Annotated in this window: 16 protein-coding genes and 1 pseudogene; 11 read left to right on the top strand and 6 right to left on the bottom strand. The window is 69.0% G+C overall.

Features of this window, described 5'->3' with window-relative positions; translation table 11 throughout:
* Nucleotides 1–14 precede the first annotated feature (14 nt).
* From AB0G35_RS34195 to AB0G35_RS34185, 3 genes are all read right to left on the bottom strand, one after another.
* A complete protein-coding gene (locus AB0G35_RS34195) occupies nt 15–1,988 on the bottom strand; it encodes a hypothetical protein (RefSeq protein ID WP_360957752.1) in 1,974 nt (657 codons plus the stop codon).
* Nucleotides 1,988–2,686 carry a hypothetical protein gene (locus AB0G35_RS34190; RefSeq protein ID WP_360957749.1) on the bottom strand — a complete coding sequence of 233 codons (699 nt, stop codon included), beginning with the start codon at nt 2,684–2,686 and terminating at the stop codon, nt 1,988–1,990. The genes AB0G35_RS34195 and AB0G35_RS34190 overlap by 1 nt, the downstream gene beginning before the upstream one ends.
* A 2,171-nt stretch (nt 2,687–4,857) precedes the next feature.
* Entirely contained in the window at nt 4,858–5,217 is a 360-nt protein-coding gene (locus AB0G35_RS34185; protein WP_360957746.1) for a hypothetical protein, read from the bottom strand.
* A gap of 820 nt (nt 5,218–6,037) precedes the next feature.
* Between AB0G35_RS34185 and AB0G35_RS34180 the strand changes: the two are divergent.
* The 8 genes and pseudogenes from AB0G35_RS34180 to AB0G35_RS34145 all read left to right on the top strand — a co-directional run.
* A pseudogene (locus AB0G35_RS34180) lies at nt 6,038–6,222 on the top strand (IS5/IS1182 family transposase); the annotation flags it as partial.
* A gap of 308 nt (nt 6,223–6,530) precedes the next feature.
* Entirely contained in the window at nt 6,531–8,093 is a 1,563-nt protein-coding gene (locus AB0G35_RS34175; RefSeq protein ID WP_360957743.1) for a Mu transposase C-terminal domain-containing protein, read from the top strand.
* The gene (locus AB0G35_RS34170; RefSeq protein WP_360957740.1) at nt 8,090–8,917 is read left to right on the top strand and encodes an ATP-binding protein; all 828 of its coding nucleotides are present in this window, start codon (nt 8,090–8,092) and stop codon (nt 8,915–8,917) included. Before AB0G35_RS34175 ends, AB0G35_RS34170 begins: the two co-directional genes overlap by 4 nt.
* Nucleotides 8,896–9,741, top strand: a complete 846-nt coding sequence (locus AB0G35_RS34165) for an ATP-binding protein (RefSeq protein WP_360957737.1) — start codon at nt 8,896–8,898, stop codon at nt 9,739–9,741. Before AB0G35_RS34170 ends, AB0G35_RS34165 begins: the two co-directional genes overlap by 22 nt.
* A 59-nt stretch (nt 9,742–9,800) precedes the next feature.
* Complete coding sequence (locus AB0G35_RS34160; RefSeq protein WP_360957734.1) at nt 9,801–11,177, top strand: hypothetical protein; 1,377 nt, start codon at nt 9,801–9,803, stop codon at nt 11,175–11,177.
* Nucleotides 11,174–12,049, top strand: coding sequence for a hypothetical protein (locus AB0G35_RS34155; protein WP_360957731.1), 876 nt, complete (start codon nt 11,174–11,176; stop codon nt 12,047–12,049). The genes AB0G35_RS34160 and AB0G35_RS34155 overlap by 4 nt, the downstream gene beginning before the upstream one ends.
* An 89-nt stretch (nt 12,050–12,138) precedes the next feature.
* Nucleotides 12,139–13,266, top strand: coding sequence for a hypothetical protein (locus tag AB0G35_RS34150; protein WP_360957728.1), 1,128 nt, complete (start codon nt 12,139–12,141; stop codon nt 13,264–13,266).
* A gap of 3 nt (nt 13,267–13,269) precedes the next feature.
* A complete protein-coding gene (locus AB0G35_RS34145; protein ID WP_360957725.1) occupies nt 13,270–13,947 on the top strand; it encodes a hypothetical protein in 678 nt (225 codons plus the stop codon).
* A 97-nt stretch (nt 13,948–14,044) separates the two neighbouring features.
* Here AB0G35_RS34145 and AB0G35_RS34140 read toward each other — a convergent pair whose 3' ends face one another.
* Entirely contained in the window at nt 14,045–14,290 is a 246-nt protein-coding gene (locus AB0G35_RS34140; RefSeq protein WP_360957722.1) for a hypothetical protein, read from the bottom strand.
* A gap of 82 nt (nt 14,291–14,372) precedes the next feature.
* Nucleotides 14,373–15,755 (bottom strand): hypothetical protein, encoded by a 1,383-nt coding sequence (locus AB0G35_RS34135; protein WP_360957720.1) that lies wholly within the window; start codon nt 15,753–15,755, stop codon nt 14,373–14,375.
* 140 nt (nt 15,756–15,895) lie between these two features.
* On the opposite strand from AB0G35_RS34135, the gene AB0G35_RS34130 reads away from it, so the two are divergent.
* The 3 genes from AB0G35_RS34130 (at nt 15,896) to AB0G35_RS34120 (ending at nt 19,670) form a co-directional block, all read left to right on the top strand.
* Nucleotides 15,896–16,024, top strand: a complete 129-nt coding sequence (locus tag AB0G35_RS34130) for a hypothetical protein (RefSeq protein ID WP_360957717.1) — start codon at nt 15,896–15,898, stop codon at nt 16,022–16,024.
* Between the two features lie 122 nt (nt 16,025–16,146).
* Nucleotides 16,147–17,712, top strand: a complete 1,566-nt coding sequence (locus AB0G35_RS34125) for a hypothetical protein (protein ID WP_360957715.1) — start codon at nt 16,147–16,149, stop codon at nt 17,710–17,712.
* 77 nt (nt 17,713–17,789) lie between these two features.
* Entirely contained in the window at nt 17,790–19,670 is a 1,881-nt protein-coding gene (locus AB0G35_RS34120) for an ABC transporter ATP-binding protein (protein ID WP_360957712.1), read from the top strand.
* 161 nt (nt 19,671–19,831) lie between these two features.
* Here the strand turns inward: AB0G35_RS34120 and AB0G35_RS34115 are convergent, their stop codons facing one another.
* A complete protein-coding gene (locus tag AB0G35_RS34115; protein ID WP_360957710.1) occupies nt 19,832–20,194 on the bottom strand; it encodes a hypothetical protein in 363 nt (120 codons plus the stop codon).
* Nucleotides 20,195–20,561: the final 367 nt, after the last annotated feature.

Genomic DNA, 20,561 nt, shown 5'->3' with positions numbered 1-20,561 from the left:
CAGCGGGGCAGCGGTCACCACAACGGTTCGCCTGCCTTGGTCTGCACGACGCTCCGCTTCGGCAGTACTTCTTCCACCAGCTCTGGGTCTGCGGTGGTCAGCACGATCTGCAGCTTGTTCTCTTGGGCAACAACGGTCAGTTCCCGAAGGAGGGTGTGCGCGTCGAGATCCTGGACCTCCTCCGCCTTGGGACTATCGATCAGCAGCAGTCCTGGGTGGGTGGACACGCCCTGCTCGGCCCCGACACGCAGCAGTGCGATGACGACGGCGATCCGCAAACGCAGCCGTTCCCCAGCGCTCTGCTTGCTGAACCAGTCCTCAGCCATGCCGTCCTTGACGATTTTCAAGCGTCCGGCGCGGTCGATCTCTACGCGCTCCAGCGAGACGATGCCGAACTGGCGCCCCAGCCCGGCGATCTCGCGGTTCAGGGCGTCGAAGAGCGCGTCACCGCTGGATCGGCTGTCGTCCTCCAGGATCTTGGCCCCGACTCGGAGCACCCGAACCTCTCGACTTTCCGTAGCGGAGGAAGGTACCGGTTCTGCTTCCGGCATGACGCTCAGCGCGCCCTCCCAGCGCAGTACCTCCTCGCGCGCTTCAACCACGGCAGGCAACAGGGTCGCAGACTCGGCCGCCTGTAACTGTTCGGTTGCAGCGTCCAGTTGCGTGGTGAGGTCGTGCAAGCCCGCCTCCACGGCTTCCAATGCGTCCTTGGCGGCCTTCTCCGCCTCGCTGCTGGCCTCCAGCCGCTCCGCGGCCTCGGCGATGATGTCCTCCGGAGTGTCCTCCTCGCCGGTCTCCACAGGGCGATCGCACACTGCGCAGGCGTGAGTGTGGCGCTCCCGCAGTCGCCGCTCCTCCTCGATGTCCTGGTCGCACCGCGGGCAGGCGGTGGGGTTGAGGCCGTGGAAGAGCCGCCGGGCTACCGCGCTCTCGGACACATCGTTGAACAGCTTTTCGTCACGCTGCCGTTCTCCACGGGCCTGTCGGTATGCGGCCATCAACTCCTGCCACTGGCCTTGCTCGTCAGCGACAGCTGTGGCCAACCGCTTGCAGCGCCCGGCTAGTTCCGACAGCGAAGCCCCTGGCTGTGCGGCGGCCGTGACCGTCTTCAACCGCTCCTGCGCGGCTTCCAGCTTCGCCTGGACCTGCGTACGCTGCTCGGCCACCGCTCTGGTAAAGGCCTCGGCGGCGGCGCGCTGCTGCTTCTCCTGAGTAGTGCGCAGGTCCTTGGCAGTCTTGACCCGGGCCAGGGCTGCGGTGGCGGGCAGGTCCAGGAACACCTGCAGGAGTCGGCCCGGCAAACCGGCGATCGACTGATCCCCGAGCAGCACTTTGTCCCCGCCCGCCGGCAGGTAGATCGCCCCGTAGTATGCAGGCCACCCGTGGGTCTGGGTGGACGTGCCCTTGACGCTGTTGACCAGCGGCTGCAGATCGAGGCGGTCCATCATTAGTGCCTGAACCTGCTCGGTGAAGCTGGAGGCGTGCGAGGCGCGCAACAGCGCCGTGATGCCCTGCTCAGGCAGCGGGACGCGCGTGCTCGCCAGCGTGTCCAGCTCAGGGCCCGCCAGCACGACGGCCGAGGCGATGTCACCGGACTCGACGTCCAGGCGGAACCCCATCGGCTGACCGGCGACCACCGCGTCCAGATCCACCTGCTCTAGCCACATCCGCACGCCGCTCTGCAGCTCCCGCGGCGTCCCGCGCAGGCACCACGTCACCAACTCCAATACGCTGGTCTTGCCCCGCAGGTTGGACGCCACCAACGCGGTCACACCCTCATCGAACCGGATCGTGCTGTCGAACCGACCCGGTGCGACAGCGCCGGTGCGCACCCCTGCCACCCGTAACCGGCTCAGCCGCAGTGACCGCCGGCGCGCCGGCGTGCTCACCAGCGGCAGCCCATAGGCGGCGAACACGTCCTGGACATCTTTCACCGAGGTCGCTGCCAACGCCGCGATCCGCGTCTCAATCGACTCCTGCTCGGCCATCACACCACCCCCGCCGCGACAGCGGAACGGAACTCGGCCAGCCGCGCCCGGGCCTTGGCACTGACCGAGCCGATCCGCGTCCGGCGCTCGGTCTGTGCGTACTCGCGCTGCAGGTACTGCCTCGCCTTCAACCCGCTTCCCCCCAACCCATCCGCCAGGTCCAGCACCAGCCGGACCCGATCCACGTAGTACACGAACTCCGGAGCCTGTCCGACGACGTCCCGCGCTACCACGCGTCCCTGATCCAGCAGGAAGTAGTCATGCTGGCGGATCCGGTTCACCGTGCCGCGGCGCCGAACCACCACCAGCCCTGCGCTGCGCAGTACCGCCAGCGCGTCGTCCAAGGGCTCGTAGGCGCCGAAGTGATGACGCAGCATCGGATATCGTCGGACCTCCGGCTCCTCGGACTCCAAGATCTGTGCCGCATGGTCGAGCAATACCGTCTCGCCGCTGGCCTCGTAGTCGTTGAGCAGTTCATCCGCGAGGTAGTCCGGGTTCCGCAGCCAGAAGTCCAGCTTTTGCAGCCGCAGCTGTGCGCGAAGCACGCCCACCGCGGTCGCCAGGCGCGGATCCTCCAGGTCCGCGTTGCTCACCGGCTCGCACGCGCCGTCCAAGAGCAGCAGTACCCGCACCGCGTCCTGCTCCCGGCTGGTTATCCGAGCTTCGTCCCCCTGGGCGGTCGTCACATCCTGATCCACCACGTCAGCGTATCGACGTGATCAGTTCGCGTACATCGTCCGGCAGGCGGCGTACCAGCGCACCGCATTACGACTCGGGTACTGATGCTCTGACCGTCCCACAGCTGCGGCTTGCCCGCGCCGCACAGGAAGACCAGCGTACGGGAGGACCGAACTGCGCGCCGGTCCTCCCGTACGCCGGTGGAAAAGCCACCGAACTCCCTCCCTGGCCTTCCGGCCCACGCAAAGCTGGTTGTCCCTCCCGCACGCACTCCTCAGCGTGTACCCGCCCTCTCACGAGACGCCGCCACACCATGAGCCGTTCTACGAGCGACAGGGGTTCACCGTCCTGGAGCCGGGAGAGAGTGCTTATGTCGGCTATGTCCTGACCGGTCGGCCAATCGGTATGGGAGCCGGGCCGGGGGAGCAGTTCTTCCTGCGCTGGAGAAGGAACTGATCCCACGAGACCCGGCGGCGCCTGGGTCGGCATGCCCACCCGACCGGACTGAGGCTTTCGCGTAGGCCCCGGGCCCGGTCGCATACCGCTCGCCGGCCAACAGCCGCGCTCGAACGCGACCCGCGCTCGCGGTCGGCGTGCCCGGGTAGAAGGGGGGCCGACCTTGCGGTGTCAAGGCGAGCAAGAAGCAGCCGTACGGTCGCCTTCGCTGGTTGAGTTCGGTGGCCACCCGGGGCAGCCCCAGCCGCGTACTGCTCCAGCAGTTCGTCGTCCAGCCCGGCCGCGCCGCTCGCTGGTCTTGTCCATCCGCGTCAACAGCCGCACATCGCAACGCGCGCTCTTGTGGTCGCAGCCGAGGTGCAGTCTGCGACCACCTGCGAGTTCTCCGCAGGGTCGTGTCCCACCGAACCACGCTGCGGGACGCGATCGTTGCACGCTTCCGGCACTCCAGGCAGAGGACACGCCTTCCGCCACCTCCATGTGCAGTCAGAGTGGGCACCTCGTCATGTGAGGAGGCTGCGACGCGAACTCCTGCTCACCCGATCATCTGCCACACAGTGCCCGTGAGCACCTCACGCAACTTTCCTGGCACAATGCCTCCTATGGATTCGGGGGCTATCGCAGGACTGCTCGGGGCAGTAATTGGCGCGGTCGGAGCACTTCTTGCCGCTCGGATCACGGGGCGACTCGGCTCGCGGGGCCAACATGCCCAAGTACGGCATCAAGCCCGCCGGGAAGCGTACGTTGCCTTCCTGAACAGTGTCATGGAGTTCGAGGGCGCATTCATACCCGTCAAGCTTGCTGCAACCGCTGGAGACGACAGCAGATTGGCTGCGTCCCTGGACACACTGGCGTCCAAGTATGAGTCAGTTCGTCGTGCTAAAACGGCCGTCAGCCTCGAAGGCCCCGAGGAGTTGGTGGGAGCCGCTGCCGCTACCGAAGTCGCTGTTCGTGGAGTTGTCTCTGCGCTGTCGGAGGACGCTCGGGCAGCATCGACCAGTGTTTCCGTTCAACACGTGGTGACCGCACGCAACAGCTTTGAACACCGCGCCAAACTGGTCTTGGACTCAGCCGAGCACATTCCTAACCTCCGGTACCCGGTGCGACTGCGCCCTTGAACCACGAGAGCCATGCTCCTACGCCGGATTGAAGAGTGGGCACATCCCCGACTCCACCGGTTTCACGGGCAGGTCGCGTTCCGCGGCGTGGTGTAGCGATTGCAGGGTTCACGGCGTTGCTATCGCTGTGGTACTCGCCCTCCGCCTGGGCGAGTGCCAGCCGTGGCACTCCCGGAGCACCCAGTCGGTTCATCGTTAAGTGGGTCGTTTGGCCCAGATGGCTACACCACACGATGGGACACGTCCTTGCGGAGCACCTGGATGCCGTAGAAGGCGCGGTGATGCTGCGGATGGCTGGATTAACGGAGTGCGACTGCTGCCACACCGCCTGGTCGAACCGCACTTCGTGAATCAACGGTGCCGGGCGCAACCGGGAGGCCGGACCTGAACGGACAGCCGCCACGGCTCCCCACGCCTGTACTGCAGGTCCTGCCGCCAGAGAATGGCTGGGGCCGTGCTTGCCGGGCCGCCGGCCAGAGGGTGGTTGCGGATCTTCGCTTGGCCCGCCTGGGCTGCAGATCAGCGCTGGCGAAGCCCTGTGCACGCTGTCGCTTTGGCCCGCCAGAGTTTCCGTTCCGGTCAGCAATCCTGCAACACCAGCCGACCGATGAACGGGTCTACAGACCCTCTTGGGCACCCCGCCGGCGACGACGAGCCTTCCACCGCGCCTCGCGCACGGCGGCCTCCTGGACTCGGAAGGGACACAGTGCATCGAGCACCATCTCGCGCAGCTGCTCCCGCAAGGCCCGGCGAGGCGGCAGGAGCCTGCCATTGGCGTGCCGCATCACTGTGCGGCGGCTGACGCTGAGGCTTGCGGCGAGAGCTGCGGTGTTGCCCTGGTACCGCGTGATCAGAAAGCTCATCTGCTGTTGAGAGGTACGCGGCATCGGCCGGCTGCAGTTTTCTTGCTCGAGTTGCGGGAGGTGGTTGTGCAACTCGCAGGTGGGAGCAGCCTCGTGGGCTTCTGATCGGTTCATGGAAGCAACCGTGCCCCAGCCCGCTTGTGGATGGGAGCCGCGTCACGAGGATGATGCAGGTTCCGTGTAGGACGCGGCTGGCGTCCCTGGTTAGCCAAGATGGAAGTCGACCGACTCGAAGGAGAAGTCATCGCTTCCGAAGCCTCCGTAGCGTGCGCCACCGTTGAAATAGGCTGCCAGTGCTTCGCCGATGGTTCGACGGACTGCGTCGTCTGTGGTGGCGCGAGCCAGAGCGGCGGCCTGTTCACACGTCAGCCGGAGATAGATGTCCCGGCAGCGGATGGCAGCGGACCCCCGGATTGCGAAGGAACGAGCCCGGCTTACACATACGGAGACTCTGGAGACAGGGCCTTCCCTTTCAAATTGCCGGGCGCGGCGTTCTCTTCCGCGGGGAGTTGTCTGGACCTCGATGGCCTCACAGAGCAGCCGGTCGGTGTGCGCCGTGGGACGACGAGTCCCGCTGATCCAGCGCGATACGGTTCCCGGGCGACGTCGTAGGCCGCTGCCATCGCGGAGGTGCTGCCGAGGTAGATGTGATCCCGCACCTGCCGTGCCTGGACGGAGGTGCTGGCGGGAACCTTGCGGGAGGTGAAGATGCCTTGCCGGGCACGGGCCAGCAAGTTCGGCAGCGGGGCGTGATTGGCGGTCAGGACAGGCGCTCCTTCGGGCATGAGGTCAGTCTGGTCGGCACATGTCATGGGCCAGTAGGCATTTTCAGCGCGGCCACCGATCGGGCGATGGCTGATGGCAGGTAACGGGCAGAGTTCTAGCTTTTTGAGAGAGACGCGCCAAGTCTCAACTCTCCATCCTGGGCGTTCCATTGGTCGTCCATCCTGGCAGCACACGGCCTGTCGTGTGCGCTCGTGGAATGGGCCACGATACTGATCGTTCACCCGGCAGAATGACCGCCGGTGCAAGCTGCCGCCGTCGCAGCGTGCCCTGGTGGTACTGGCGTGCCTGTGCGAAGCAACACTGAAAAGGCTCGCCCGGGGCGACACCATCGGTGGGATCAAAGCCCCATCGACGATGACGAAGCCGCTCGCCCCGGCTGGCGAGGTCCTCGCAGCGTCACGCCGCGAAGGTGGATTAGCGTATGTGTCCATCGAAATGGTGGTGGAACGGTCTGGTGTCACCCGTTGGGGTGAGCGGCTGGGGCGGTCCTCAAGCGCCAGTCGTAGGCTCGCCTCAGACGCATCCGTCACGCTGGGCGCGTCTGGCTGGACTGGCCTGTGCGTAAGCGCTGTTCGATGTCGGAGGCTGTAGTTGATCACTGTGCCGTTATCCGCTGGCCTGCCTCGCGGGTACGGTCACCAGTGACCTCGCTGGATGACGCCTCCCAGGGATTGGGTCGACATCGGGACGAACTGCGGCCGGCTGCGGTCCGCCAGCTGCTCAGGCTGCGGGAGGCGGGGGAGCTGACCACCGGGCACGTGAGGCTGGTTGCCGACTCGGTGGGCGTGAGTGTGCGTACGGTGTGGCGCTGGCTTTCGCAGGCGGAGGAGACCGGCTCGCCGGAAAAGCCAGCCCGCAGGCGATTACAGATCACCAAAGAGATCATCGATGTCCTCGCCGACTACCAGGGCAACGTGAAACGCGCCCACGAGCATCTGGTGCGCTTGGCCGAAGCGGCGGGGGAGGAGCCGGTGGGGCTGACCACGCTGCACGACGCCATCGCCCGAGACCTCGACCCCGGTTTCATGGCGGGCTTGCGCCAGGGCATTCCGGTCGCCCGCGGTTTCGACCCCGCTTTCAAACGCCCCGCGGTGGCCCGTAACCAGGTGTGGGAGGGCGACCACAAGCAGGCCCCGCTCGTCGTGGCGATGCCCGACAAGAAGCCGTCAAGGGCGTGGGTGACGTGGTTCGAGGACCGGGGCACCGGCTATGTGATGGGCTGGGCGGTCACCGCGGGCTCCGCGCACCGGGGATCGGTCCTGGCAGCCGTACGCTCCTCGGTGCTACGGGAGGACCCTTATGGGCCGGCTGGCGGACTGCCGGACCTGGTGCGCGTCGACGGCGGCACTGACTTCCTGTCCAAGACCGTCCGGCGGGCCTTCGGGCTCCTCGGCGTGCCGGTCCACCGGGTGCCCAGCGCCCGCCACAAAGGCGGCATCGAGCGACTGAACCGCACCAGCATGACCCGCTTCTTCGCCGACCTGCCCCGCTACACCAAGGCACCCCAGCTCGATCACCGCCGGCGTGTGGGCGATCAGGACCCGCCGCTGACCTTCGAAGCGTTCGTCGGCCTGCTGAGCAGGTGGGTGCACAAGCACAACACCGAACACGTGGTGAAGCGGACTTCGAAGACACCGCTTGAGGCGTGGCTGGCCGACCCCACCGAGATCCGGCCCGAGCCCAGCCCGGAGGAACTGCGCGCCTTCATGCTGGAAAGCGACCACCGGCCCCGCAAGATCACCAGCCACGGGGTGGAGTTCGCAGGCCGCTGCTACATGCCCGAGAACGGTGTCGGCCGTATCGGCGTCGAAGTGCGGGTGCGGTGGATGCCGCACCACACCCACGAGATCGACCTGTACACCTTCCGCGGCAACCGCTACCTCGGCCGGGCCTTCCTCAGCGATGAAGCCGACGAGGAGTTGCGCGCCAAGGTTCTTCACGACCGTGACGAGCACAGCGCAGTCCTGCGCCGGGCTCTGAACCGTTCCGCCGAGCGCAAACGGAAACGCTACCTGCCCTCCACCGAGCCCGAACTACCGGTCAGTGCCATGCGCATGACGGAAGGTGAGGCACGAGCCGAACTGGAAGGCGCCACCCAGCCCACCGCGCCGCGCCGACGCGAAGAGCCCTACCAGCCGCTGACCCCGATTCCGCCTGGCTGGGTGCGCCCCGGCCAGGCTCCTGCCCCTTCGGAGGACATATGACGACCGCGCCGAAGCGCCGGCACCTGCCGCAGCGCCGCACTGACGCGACAGTGAACCGTCCCGACACGGCGCCGCGGCGTCGGCCCGATCTGCGCCCGCAGTTCTTCCTCGGTCTCGAGGACTCGTCGCTGGTTGCCACCGACACGCTGCTGCAGATCAAGGACACCGTCGTCGACACCGTCGAATCAAGGGCGATGTCGGTGATCTACGGCGACGCCGGGCTTGGCAAGAGCTTCAGCACCCGCGCCACGATCCAGGAGATGAACCCCGATCTGATCCTCCCGCTGGACTTCGCCCGCTCCCGGCCCGGGCCGAAGGACCTGCGCGAGGAGCTGTTCCACCAGATGAACCTCAGCTGCAAGATGCCGGGTACGCCCACCGCGTTCGACAAGCTGCTGCGCGAGACCCTGCCCCGGCGCCCGTATGTGATCGTGTGTGATGAGGCCCAGCAGTACCGGCGGGAGAACTTCGAGTTCCTGCGCAAACTGTGGGACAACTGCGACCCGAAGCCCGCCATCGTGTTCGTCGGCGGCCGGGAAGCCTACGAGACGCTGCAGAGCGACCCGGCGCTGGCCTCGCGGATCTACATCCGACTGGAAATCCTGGCCATGACCGAGGACGAGGTCCTCCAGACCGTGCCCGACTCCCATCCGGTGTGGAGAGGTGTTGATGAGGCGCTGCTGAAGCGGGTCGACACCCAGTACGCGCTCGGCTCCTTCCGTGAGTGGGTGAAGGTGACCAAGCACGTGTTGAAGGGCATGGAGCACTTCAATGCCGACAAGGTCGACGACCACATCGTGGAATGGGCGCTGAAGCGGTGCTGACCACCCTGCCCCCCTCGCCGGCCAACTCGGGTGCGGCCGCCGCAGCCAAGCCCTTCGCGGTCGCCGATATCGCTGCTCCGGTCGGCCTGCACTTCCTCGCGACCCCGGGCGTACGCACCTTGCTCACGCCGGGTGTCCTGGCTGTCCAGGGTGCGCTCGCCGATGCCTACGCTCAGCGACGGTTCTTGTGTGTGTTGGGCGATGCCGGGGTCGGCAAGACCTTCGCCGTCCGCACCGTGGCATGTCGTATTGGCGCGGCTGTGTTGCTTGATCTGCGGGCTCAGCCGGCACCGGCGGACCTGCGCGCCGGCCTGCACGGCGCACTCCAGCTCACCGGCGCGCCACCTGCCGACCCCGGAGCCGCTGACACCTTGATCCGCAGCGCCCTGGCCGCCGCGCCGCGGATCGTTGTTGTCAATGACGCCGACCGGATATCGGCGTCCTGCTTCGAGTACCTGCGCTTCCTGCACGACGACACCCCCGACGGGCTGTGCATGGTCTTGATCGCCGGGCAGCGCGGCGAACGCGCCCTGCGTTCCCAGAGGATGCTCACCACCCGCACGGCCGGCTGGCTGGAAGTCTCGCCGCTTACCCGTGACCAGATCCCCCAAGCGGTACCCGCTCTGCACCCGCTGTGGCAAACCGTCTCGCCCGGCCACCTGCAGGCGCTCGACGCCCGCTTCGCCGGCGGCAGTCTGCGCCGCTGGGTCCTGCTGACCCATCACGCCCAGCGGGCCCTGGCCGCCACCGGAGATGGCGAGCTCGACCTCCGTCTGCTGCAGACCGTGGTCAACCGGATCGACACCCCGGGCCGGCGCCCATGACCACACCCACACCCCCTTCCCCCTCCTCCACCGCGTCGGCCACTGAAACACCGCCGCCGGTGATACTGCTGTTGGACGGCGACGACGACCACGCGGTGATCCGTGCCGCCTACCTGCGTGCCGATCCCGCCCGCGGCCGGATCACCGCCGACCCCACACCGCACACCACCAGCCCGGCCTACCTCGCCCTCGACCTGCTGCGCGCCATGGAACGCAGCGGGTTCTCCCGCCCGGACGCCGAGCGGATGTCCACCGATCCCGCCTGGCGCGCGGTGACTTGCTGGACGATAGCCACCGGCCTCGGCGAGGCCATCGTGCTGCGTGCGCACCGCCTCACCGCTGAGCGTCTGCGTCGCCTGGCCGCGTGGCGCGCGGCCACCGGCATCTGCCTGGCCCTCCTTGCCCACGCCCCGGAGCAGTCCGACGAGCAGCGCCTGCGGATGCGCCTTGAGGATGCCGACCTGGGGGAGGTGGTGACCGTGCGGGGGACGACTGCCGTCCTCGACGCGATCGGGCCGGCTGCCACCGGCCGCCGCTTCGGGCCGCCTCCACGCGATCACGCTCACCCCCTGCCTACTGTGCCCCGCAGTGGGGTGGCCGCCTTCCGCGCGGACTGCTGGCGCCGCCAGAACGACGTTGACTTCGCTCACACTGACGGCCAGTACCGCGCTGGCTACGCTGCCGCCCGCACCTGGCTGGCCCGCACCCTGCCGCCCCCGCCACCTTCAGCCTGCAGCGCGGAAACGACCGAGCCCACCGCCTTCCAACTCAAGGAGATCGAGGCATTGCGGCTGTTCTTGGCCCGATTGACCGTCTCCAGCCCCAGCCCCCAGCACACCGTGGCCCGCGTGCGTGGTGCCCAGGCCGGCTTTCTCAGCCGCTCGGTGCTGCTCAATGTGCCGGACGACCTCACCAGCTGCGCAGGTCCCGGCATCACCACCGTGCCCATCACCCCGCGCATCGTGCACACGATCGCCTTCCGACTGCCCAACCCGCTGCGCGCCGCCGCGGTGGCCGCCCTGCTGTTCACCGGCACCGCAAAGTCACTGCTATCGATGACCCAGATAGCAAGCGTCGACGAGGGCGGCACCACCGTCTCCATCGACCGAGACTCACGGATCAACATCGGCGAACCGCCTGGGCCCCGGCACATGTACGCCGTCCCACCCCGCGCCCGCCCCCTGCTGCGCGCCGCCGTCGAATTCCGCCGCCGCACCCCGCGCACCGCCGCGGGCCACGGCCTGTTCGCGAACTGCTTCGGCACCACGCCACGCTTCGAGGCCCTCATCGCCGACGCAGGGCTCCCGATCCCCGCCGTAGTCCACCCCCACCCTGAAAACGACTGGCACACCGCCGCCCGCTGCTGGCACCTGCACACCCCAGCACCGCCCGCCGCCCCTCATGCCCTGCCGCGCCTTGTCGGAGTACGCCCGTGACCAAGCCGGCCCAGCCGACCGGCGAGAGACCGCTTGCCTTCGACCTGATGTTCCTGCGCGAGCGCGCCATGGACTGCCGACTCACCGACGAGGAACTGGCCGCGCTGACCGGCATCCCCACCGCCGACTGGGACACCCACCTCACCCCGCACACCCTCCCCGCCGCGGCCCTGTTCCCCCTCGCCCGTGCCCTGAACACCTCCCCAGAATCCCTCCTGCGCGCCCCCGAGCAGGCCACCCGCCCAGGCCCGAGTACGGCCACCCACGCCACCGTGCTCCACGCGGCCCTGCTGGAAGCCGGCCGCATCCACCCCGACGACCTGGCCTCCGCCCTGGAATGGACCCCACACCGTCTGAAGCGGGCCGCCACCTCCCTGGCCTCTCACCTTGAGCAGCCCAGCAGCCCCCACCGGCTCATCCACACCGACACCACCATCCACCTGATCACCGTGCCCGGCCTGCTCACCGGCAGTCAGCGGCAGAACCTGCACAGCGCCGGCCACACCGCCGCCTCCCTCACCCCCGGCGAGGCCGCTGCGACCGCCCGCCTGCTGTACTGCCACTCCAGCGGCCTGCCCCCTGACCTGTCCGCCGAGCAGATCCCCCGTCTGGCCAACCGCCGCCTCCTCGTTCCCTCCGCCAAACAGTCATCGCCCCACCCCGACGTGTTGTTTGCCCTCGGCCTAGCTCCCCATCCCCTCACGGACCACCCCGCCCCCGCCGACCACCAAGCCTTGGGCCAGCACCCCACCGCAGCCCACCCGGAACAGCACCGGCGTGTGCACCACCCAGGCCAAGTCCCCGCAGATGCCGCCGCCCGCCGCCCCGCGTCCGTACCCACCGCGAACACGCCACAGCCACCGGAACCGTGATGACGCCGACGCCGCGCACAGCCACCGTTCCCGACGACACCACTGGCTCGTGGAGGCCCACATGGTCACCGGGCCACACCCGCCCCGGTATGCCCCCGCTCACCGTGGTGCACGACCCTCATGACGACTATGCCTTCATGGCCGCCGCGCTGGCCGCCCACACCCCCGCGCTGGGCCGTATCACCATCCACCCCACTCCCGTGGCGAGTGCTCCCGCCGCCCTGGCCCACGACCTGCTGCGCAGCATGGGCAAACACGTCCCGGTGGCCGGGAGTGAGGACGGCATCTACTGGACCGGCAACACCGATACCTCCTGGCGCGCGGTCGCCGCCTGGAGCCTCGCGCTGCACATCGGCCACGTCATCGTCACCCGGACCCATCGCATCAGCTCACGGCACTTCGAGTACCTCTTCGCCCTGCGGGAGCTCACCAAAATCCGCCTGACCCTGCTGTGCCACGGCCCCCTCCCACCCGCCCTCGCCACCGCACTTGCCGCGCTTCCGCACGAAGAGGCGCACACCCTGGCCGCTGCCCGCCGCGCCCTCACCGTGCCCGCTCCACCGCCACCCGCCGGCCGGTTCGCGTGGTGGGAGGCGGACGGACAGTTCCCGACCCGCGAGAGCGAGCCGTGCTTCCTGCTGCCGGTGCGACGCACACCCGGCCGCAGCGAAATCGAGGCAGCGGCCCGCCACCTGGGCCGCGTAGTGCTCCCGCTGCCCGCCGCTGGCCGCTTCCCGCCCGAGCCCGATGAGCACACCGCCTTGCTCGCGCACCGGCTTCATGCGCGCATCGCCCACCCCGTCCACGCCGCAGCGCTGGCGGTGCGCATCTTCACCGGCCACCCGGCCGCGCAGATGCAGCAGATACCCGCTGCGAGGACGACCCCGGCCTGGACACACCGTGGCCGGGAGGTGCGGACACCGCCCTGGGCAGGGGACTTGATCGAGGCAGCTCGCCGCTTCGGGCAACTGGAACGGTCGGCGCACAGCGACCGCCCGCTGCGGCTGAGTCCTTGGGACCAGGCGGCCGTGACCGATGCAGCCCATGCCTGCGGCCTGCACGAGCACCATCCGCCCGACCCGAGGCGCCGCCCTGCCGCGACCACCCCAGCTCCAGAAGGCGATCGGCCGCGCGCCGCACCACGGGCAGCACACCAGCCCCCAGCCGGGCAGCATGAGGCACGGCTGCACCAACACATCCGCATACACAGGGAGTAGACGATGGCCGAGCCAGGCCCCCAACTGTTCGAAGCTATCCGCCGCGATCACCGAGCGGGCGACAGGCTGCCCCGGTCCCTGGCCACCCGGCACGGCGTGGACCGCCAGACGGTCATGCAGGCGATCTCGACCGTGCTGCCCCTGCCCCTTGACCTCCCGACCGACGAGGAGGAACTGGGCGAGGCCCGCCAGTTCCTGGATGCACTGCTGGACGAAGACCAGGCCAAGGCACCCGCCGAGCGCCGCTCGGCCTTCGAACTGTATGAGGAGCTGTGCCTTCGCACCAACGGACTTCCGGTCTCCTACCGATGGGTGTGGGAGTACATCACCGAGCGCCGCTCTCCGCACGCTGCCGGCAGCTCACCGGAACCATATGAGCGGACCTGGGCGGGCAACGTCCCCTCCGACATGCCGGAGTTCGTCACCGACCTGATCACCTGCGCGGTGCGTCACCTGGCCGAGCTGAAGATCGAGGGCACTGTGCCAGCCGCGAGTGGTGTCGAGCTCGGCGTGGCCTCCCTCAGCACCGCCAGGGCCCGGATCAACCAGGCCCTGTACGAGCTCGCACTGGTCGGACGCCGAAGCGGCCTGTCCTACGCCCAGATGAGCGCCTGGACCAGCATCCCCGAAGACGACCTGGCCCAACAGGTCGAGGACTACCACCGCCTCATGACTACCTGAACTGCTGCACCACCCTCGTGTCACTGGCTGCGACGGCCCGGCCGCGGCCTGCCGGGGCCTGGGGTTCGCGGTGCCCGTACTTCCCGCGGGTGGTGAGTTACGGTCCGGCGGGGCGGTCGAAGGACGACCCCGCCGGACCGTCGTAGGCGCGGATGACCAGGTGGCGGCCCGGGTGGGCGTCTTCCACACGCCGGCAGTGCGCCACCACCGCTCCCAGCGCACCGCCGCGGCCCGTACCGAATCCCAGCAGCGCTCCGCTGTCGGCGTCGTGGATCCGGTAGTGAATGTCCTTCTTCACGCTCTTGGCGTCTGCCAGTGGTTCACCGTTCCAGATATCGGTCACGGCCGGCTCCATTCGTCGAGGCGGGGTTCGTGGCGGTCGTCAAAGGCTGCAGCGGTCGACTGACGCGGCCTCTGCCTGCCGGTTAGCGCTGGTGGGCGAGGAAGACGCGAGCCCGTTCGTCGAGTTCGGCGGCGCACCGCACGCCGCGGGCCCGGTAGGGGCGGAGGTCTGAGCGCAGGGCGCGGACGGCCTTGAGAGTGCGGGCGGAGCGTACGCCCTCCATGGTGTCGATCGCCTGATCCCAGGTGGTGCATGCCTGCTCGATGCTGCCCTGCTTGGCCTGCTGTTCGGCCTGGGCGACCAGGTCGAGGGCGATGATCCGCGCGTATGTCGTCCCGGGCCGGCTGGCCGCCGCGGTCGCGTACTGCCGCGCGGCGTTGCGCCGGTCGCCGAGGGTCTCGAACACCTTCGCCGTACGGGAGTGCACGGTGGCCGCCGGCGGGCCCCATACCAGCGCCCAGAACGGCACCTCGTCCCCGGTCCGGGCCCCGGCGGTGAGCGCGGCCTGGGCGCGGTCGACATCCGCCCAGGCCCGCTGCCGCTGGCCGGTCTTGGCGAGCGCGTGTGCGTGGGTGATCGCGAACAGCGCCTCGACCTGGGAGCCGACCCGGCCCCTGGCGCGCTCCCACCCGGTCTCGGCCAGTGCCAGGCAGTGCTCGGGCCGGTGCAGCTTCATCCCCTGCTGCGACATGGTCCGCATCACGAACCCATCCTGGCCGGGGATTGCGGACTCCCGGGCAAGCCCCAGGGACTGCATGTAGTACCGCTGGGCGAGCCCCTGTTCGCCCGAATCGTAAGCTTTCCAGCCGCATAGGTGGGCCGCTGCCGAGGCGACGGACAGCGCCTCGGCGCGGACTTCGTCGCTGGCGAATCGGCCCCGGCACAGCCTGGCCACGTCGGTGATGAGGTACTGCACGAACGCCGAGCGGCCGTGCTGCCCGCCGTGGCGCTCGTCCATGTCCATGAAGAGTTTCACCATGTCGCGCACCGCGGCGACATCGGCGCGCCCGGCGACCGCACCGCCGCTGATAGTGCGGGTACGGGCGGCCGCTTCCTGGACGGTCTGGAGCGGCAGGGTCGCGGCGGCCATGGAGTAGGCGGAGGCGGCCAGGAATCGGCGGCGGTTCACATCGGCCTCCCCGATGGCGGTCAGCGTCTCGATGGGATCGAAGTCCAGCGTCAGCCCGATGCTGCCATCTTCGCCACCATCCGGGGAACCAAGTCCGAGGTCTTTGCGGGTGACCCGGCGCCCCAGACGGCGGGAGAGCGCCTCGGCCAGGTATCCGGGGGTCGCCCCGGTCGGGACGGCGCCGAGCGTCCAGTGGTGGACGGCCGACTTGTTGGTCCCCAGCCGCTGGCCGCTCTCTAACGCGACGGCCTTCACGGCGCGGGCCACCCCTTCGTACGGCAGCCCGGACTCGTCGATCAGTGCCTTGAGCTGGTGGTTCGCAGTGCGCTGGGTCATGGGGTCCTGCCCTCGTATACCCGATATACGGCTCCGCGCGCTCAACACGGTACCCGCCAACTGCCTTGCCCGGTTCACTGATTGAGCAAGCCCGGTGACATTCGGTTCACCGGGATCCGTCGAAGAGGAAGGGAACCGCCATGAACGTCCAGACGCGTCCATGGGAGTCGGTGTTCGCGGGGCCGGAGATCACCGCCGCGCCGGGTGACACCGCCCGCTTCGAGGAGAAGGCCGCGGACATCTCGGACCAGGGCCGGTTCGAGGACTGATCCAGCGGCACTGCCCGTCCAGCACTACCAGCGTCACCGGGGCCCGCGCCTGGCCAACAGCCGCGCGGGTCCCGTCGCGTGTCGCCCACCAAGAAGGGAGAAGAGGGATGTTGACGTGCTCGGTGAACTTGCGCACCAGTAGTTCGGGGCCGTGGGAATGGCGCGGAGAGGAAGAGGGCTGGGGCCGCGGCGGCGACCGCATCCGCCCGCTGGACCACCCCGCACTTCAGGCACGGGCGGTCACCGACGGCACTCGCACGCTGCTCGTCGTACGGGAGAAGGCCGTCGGCCGCCCCTCGCTGCTGCGCTCGCTGTCGCCGGTCCGGGTCGACGCCGCGGTGTACGACCGCGTGCTGAAGGAGTGCCAGGACTGGCCGCTTCAGAGCATCTGGATCGAGGCGGGCCCGCGCGGGCTGCGGTTCCAGACCGGGCTCGGCGGGGTGTGCCCGCTGTACCTGGCCTACGACGGCGGGCGGCTGGCCGGCTCGTGGCAGCTGATGGACCTGCGCGATTACATCGGCCCGGACCGGCTGGAGGAGAAGGAGGTGATGCGGCTGCTGACCGGCTTCCCCCGCTACGGCCACGACACGCTGTTCACCACCGTCAAGCGGCTGTCGGAACGCTCCACCGCGTACGCGGACGCCGAGGGCCTGCGCATGGTCTACCCGGCCGCGGCCGAGCACGCCCAGACCTCCGACCTCGCCGAAGGCACCGACGAGCGCGCTCTGGTGGAGGTGTTCGAGGCCCTGGCCGGTCACGTCTTCACCAAGCGGCCAGTGGTGCCGGGGCAGACCGCCGCCCACCTCTCCGGGGGCATGGACTCCACCAACCTCGCCATCTCGCTCGCCCTCGCCTACCCGGGGGCGATCACCCCGTGCGCGATGCTCATCGGCGGGCAGGCCGGCCACCAGCAGGAGGCCCGGCGCCGCAGCGTCATTGAGCAGACCGGGTTCGCCGCGGACTGCACCGTACGGGGCGGCGACCACCCAGCGCTGTCCCCGGACGGGCTGCGCCGGGCGCGGGCGGAGGCGATCAGCCCGCTGGACGAGCCGCACCTGGAGGCGGCCGACGCGCTCGCCCAGGCCCTGCGCGCCCGGGGCATTCACACGGTGGTGGCCGGGTTCGGCGGCGACGAAGTCGCCCGCGTCCGCCGCCGCGAGGGCAGCTTCGTACGGACGCTGACCGCGCCGGCCTGGTGCGGTGAGCGGGTGCGGGACCTGCTGGACGAGGTGAACACCGCCATCTCCCCGGCCACCGTGGCGCCGGAGACCGCGCTGATCGCACTGGAGGTCGCCACCCCGCTCCTCGCGCGGCGCGGGCTGTGGGCCGTCGCCCCGTTCACCGACCCGGACATGGTCCGCTTCGGCCAGCGACTGCCGGTTCAGTGGAAGGCAGACAAGCACCTGCTGCACCAGCGCCTCGCCGCCCGCGGCCTGCCCGACGAGGTGGTCAACCCGCCGCTGAGGGAGAACTTCGGCCATCTGATGGACCAGGCCGTGCACGCCTATGCCGCCGGGCTCCTGCGCGGCTGGGGCAAGGAACTCCACCTCATCGAGCAGGGCTATCTCGATGTGACGGTGCTCGCGGAGACCGTCGAGCGAGCCTCCCTCAGCCCCGCCGACGCGGCGCCCTACCGCATGGGTCTGTTCCTGATCAGCGCCATCGAACTGGGCTTGCGGGCCCTGTAGATGACCTCTGCACCAGATAAGGCGACTTCGGCGCAATCGGCCCCGTCCGCCCCCGTGGCCCCGCAAGGATGGGGCGGGTGACCGACTCCTCACCCGCCCCGAAACCCTCCTCCGCATCGCCACAGCAGGTCGGTTACCGCCCCGACCCGCACGCCGAGGACATCGCCACCGCCACCTGGTGGCGCATGGCTGCCCGCCTCCCGCGCACGCTGGCCGCCGCCGTACGCCTCGGTTGGGCCGCCGACCGGTCCGCGATGCTGTGGCTGGGCCTGTGCCAGCTCGTCGTCGCCGCTTCCGCGGCCGTCGCCTTGGCCGCGCTGCCTGATGCGATGAACCATCTCTTCAGCGGCGGGGACGTGGCCGAGCGGGTGACGGCCGCAGCCCCCGCGCTCATCGTCGCCGCCGTGGCGACCGCGATGCGGGCCGGGGCGGACGCACTTGCCGTCTACGCCGCCGCTCGCCTCTCCCCGGAAGTCGCCACCGAAGCCGATCTCCAGATCCTCGCCGCCACTCCGCAGGTCGAGCTGGAGGCGTATGACCGGCCCGGCTTCACCGACCGCCTCCAAGCCGCCGGCAAAGGAGCGGAGGCGACCGAGGACCTGATCGGCGACGCGCAGGCGCTGGTATCCGCGCTCGCCCAGCTGATCGCCGCAGCCTCAGTACTGACGGTGCTGCACCCTATGCTGCTGCCCCTGCTCATCCTGGCCGTGGTGCCCAAGGGCGCCGCCGCGGTGACCACCGCACGCATCCAGCACCGCGCCGACTTCCAGAACATCTCCGACAACCACCTGCGCTACCTGCTGCGGTACTACTCCACCGACCGCCGCACGGCCGTCGAGGTCCGCGCTGCCACCATGGCCAGCTTCCTCCAGAGCTGGTACCGCCAGATCACCGACCGGATCAAGGCCACCCACCGGGCTGCGGCTCCCCGGGTCCTGCGGGTCACCCTGCTCGGCGCGGCCGCCAGCGGGCTGATGCTCGCCGCCACCTGGGCGACCCTGGGCTGGCTCGCCGCCACCGGGCGCATGGACCTCGCCGTCGCCGCAACCGCCGTCGTCGCCGTACGCACCTCTACTGGTGCACTGACCTCACTGGTGATGGCCGCTGCCCGCATGTTCCGCACCAGCCTCTACCTGGAGGACTGGCAGAGCTTTCTACGCCGGGCGAAGGCCCTGCGCGCCACCCGCGGGTCGGCCTGCATCCCGGCCAGGGCGCCCGCTGAGATCCATGCGAAGGACGTCACCTACACCTACCCCGGCGCCGATGCCCCGGCAGTCGACGGCGTCAGCCTCACCCTGCGCCAGGGCGAACTGATCGCGCTGGTCGGCGAGAACGGCTCTGGCAAAACCACCCTCTCCCGGCTCTTGACCGGCCTGTATCTCTCCAGCTCAGGCACAGTCACCTGGGACGGCATCGATCTCGCCGAGGTCGACCCGAGCAACGTGTGGTCCCAGGTCGGGCTGGTGCCGCAGGACTACACCCGCTGGCCCATGGACCTGCGCGCCAACATCCACCTCGGCCAGCCCCGCGCCGGCGACGACGCCCCGCTACTGGAGGCCGCCCGTGCGGCGGGCGCGGACAGCGTTATCGACAAGACCCCGTACGGGCTCGACACCCTGGTGGCCAGCTCCAATTGGGGTGGCACCGACCTGTCCGGCGGCCAGTGGCAGAGGATCGCAGTCGCCCGAGCTTTCTATCGCGACGCCGCGATGCTCATGCTCGACGAACCCACGTCCGCGATGGATCCACGGGCCGAGCACCTGGTGATCCGTCGCTTCAAGCAGCTCTCCGTCGGAAAGGCCGCTATCTTCGTGACCCACAACCTGGAGAACGCCCGCATCGCGGACCGCATCATCGTCCTCGATGGCGGCCGCATTGCCGAGTCGGGAACTTTTGAGTCACTTCTGGATGCCAGCGGACTGTTCGCTGAGCTGTACAAGCTGGCCCAAGATCGGTGATAATCCCTGGTTAACTTGTAGGTTCCACGACTCGATGCGCAATGTCGGATGAGAATGTGCACTCGATGCTGTGGGCTGGATCGAGTGTCCAGTCCCGGCTGTTTAGCTTTGCGGAAGGTGCATCCATCACGCAGGGCGCGCATGGCTGAACTGCCCAGGCGCTACCACTCCTCTTGGACACCACCCCGCCGACGACGCCGAGCCTTCGACCGTGCCTCTCGAACGGTGGCCTCCCAGACTCGGATAGGACACAGCGCATCGAGCACCATCATGCGCAACGGCTCCCGCAAGGCCCGGCGAGGCGGCAGGAGGCTGCCCTTGGCATGACGCGTCACGGTGCGGCGGCTGACACCGAGGCATGCGGCGAGAGCGGCGGTGTTGCCCTGGTAGCGCGTGATCAGGAACGTCATCTGCTGTTGAGGGGTGCGAGGCATCAACCGACTGCAGGTCTCCTGTTCGAGGTGCGAGAGGTGGTTGTGCAGCTCGCAGGTGGGGGCAGCTTCTTGGGCATTGGTTCGGTTCATGAGAGCAACCGTGCCCCGGTCCGCTTGTGGATGCGCGCTGCGTGGTGAGGGTGGCTGCATGTCCAGTTGACATGAGGAGGGCCATGACCGAGGCAGGAACCGTTACCGTCGTGGCCAGGGTGTCTTCGGGAGTGCGCTTGACCACCGTGGTGGTGGCCCGGTGCCATGGTTCGTACGTCCTTTGAAGGCTGAGTATGGGGACCTCAGGTAGCGCGTGGCCGCAGAGAGCTGATCTAGTGCCGCATCAAGCAACGTTCGCCCTGCGATGAGGTGTCACTCTGTTGCTGTCCTGGGCGGTGCCGGACGGCCAGAATGATCGCGTGGCTGAACGTGTGCAGGTCCGGGAAATCGATGACGACGAGGGCAG

Origin of the sequence: Streptomyces sp. NPDC021749 (assembly GCF_040640655.1) — a bacterium.
Classification (GTDB): domain Bacteria; phylum Actinomycetota; class Actinomycetes; order Streptomycetales; family Streptomycetaceae; genus Streptomyces.
Note: the sequence above shows the minus strand (reverse complement) of the source record. Positions and strands in the feature narration are given on the sequence as shown.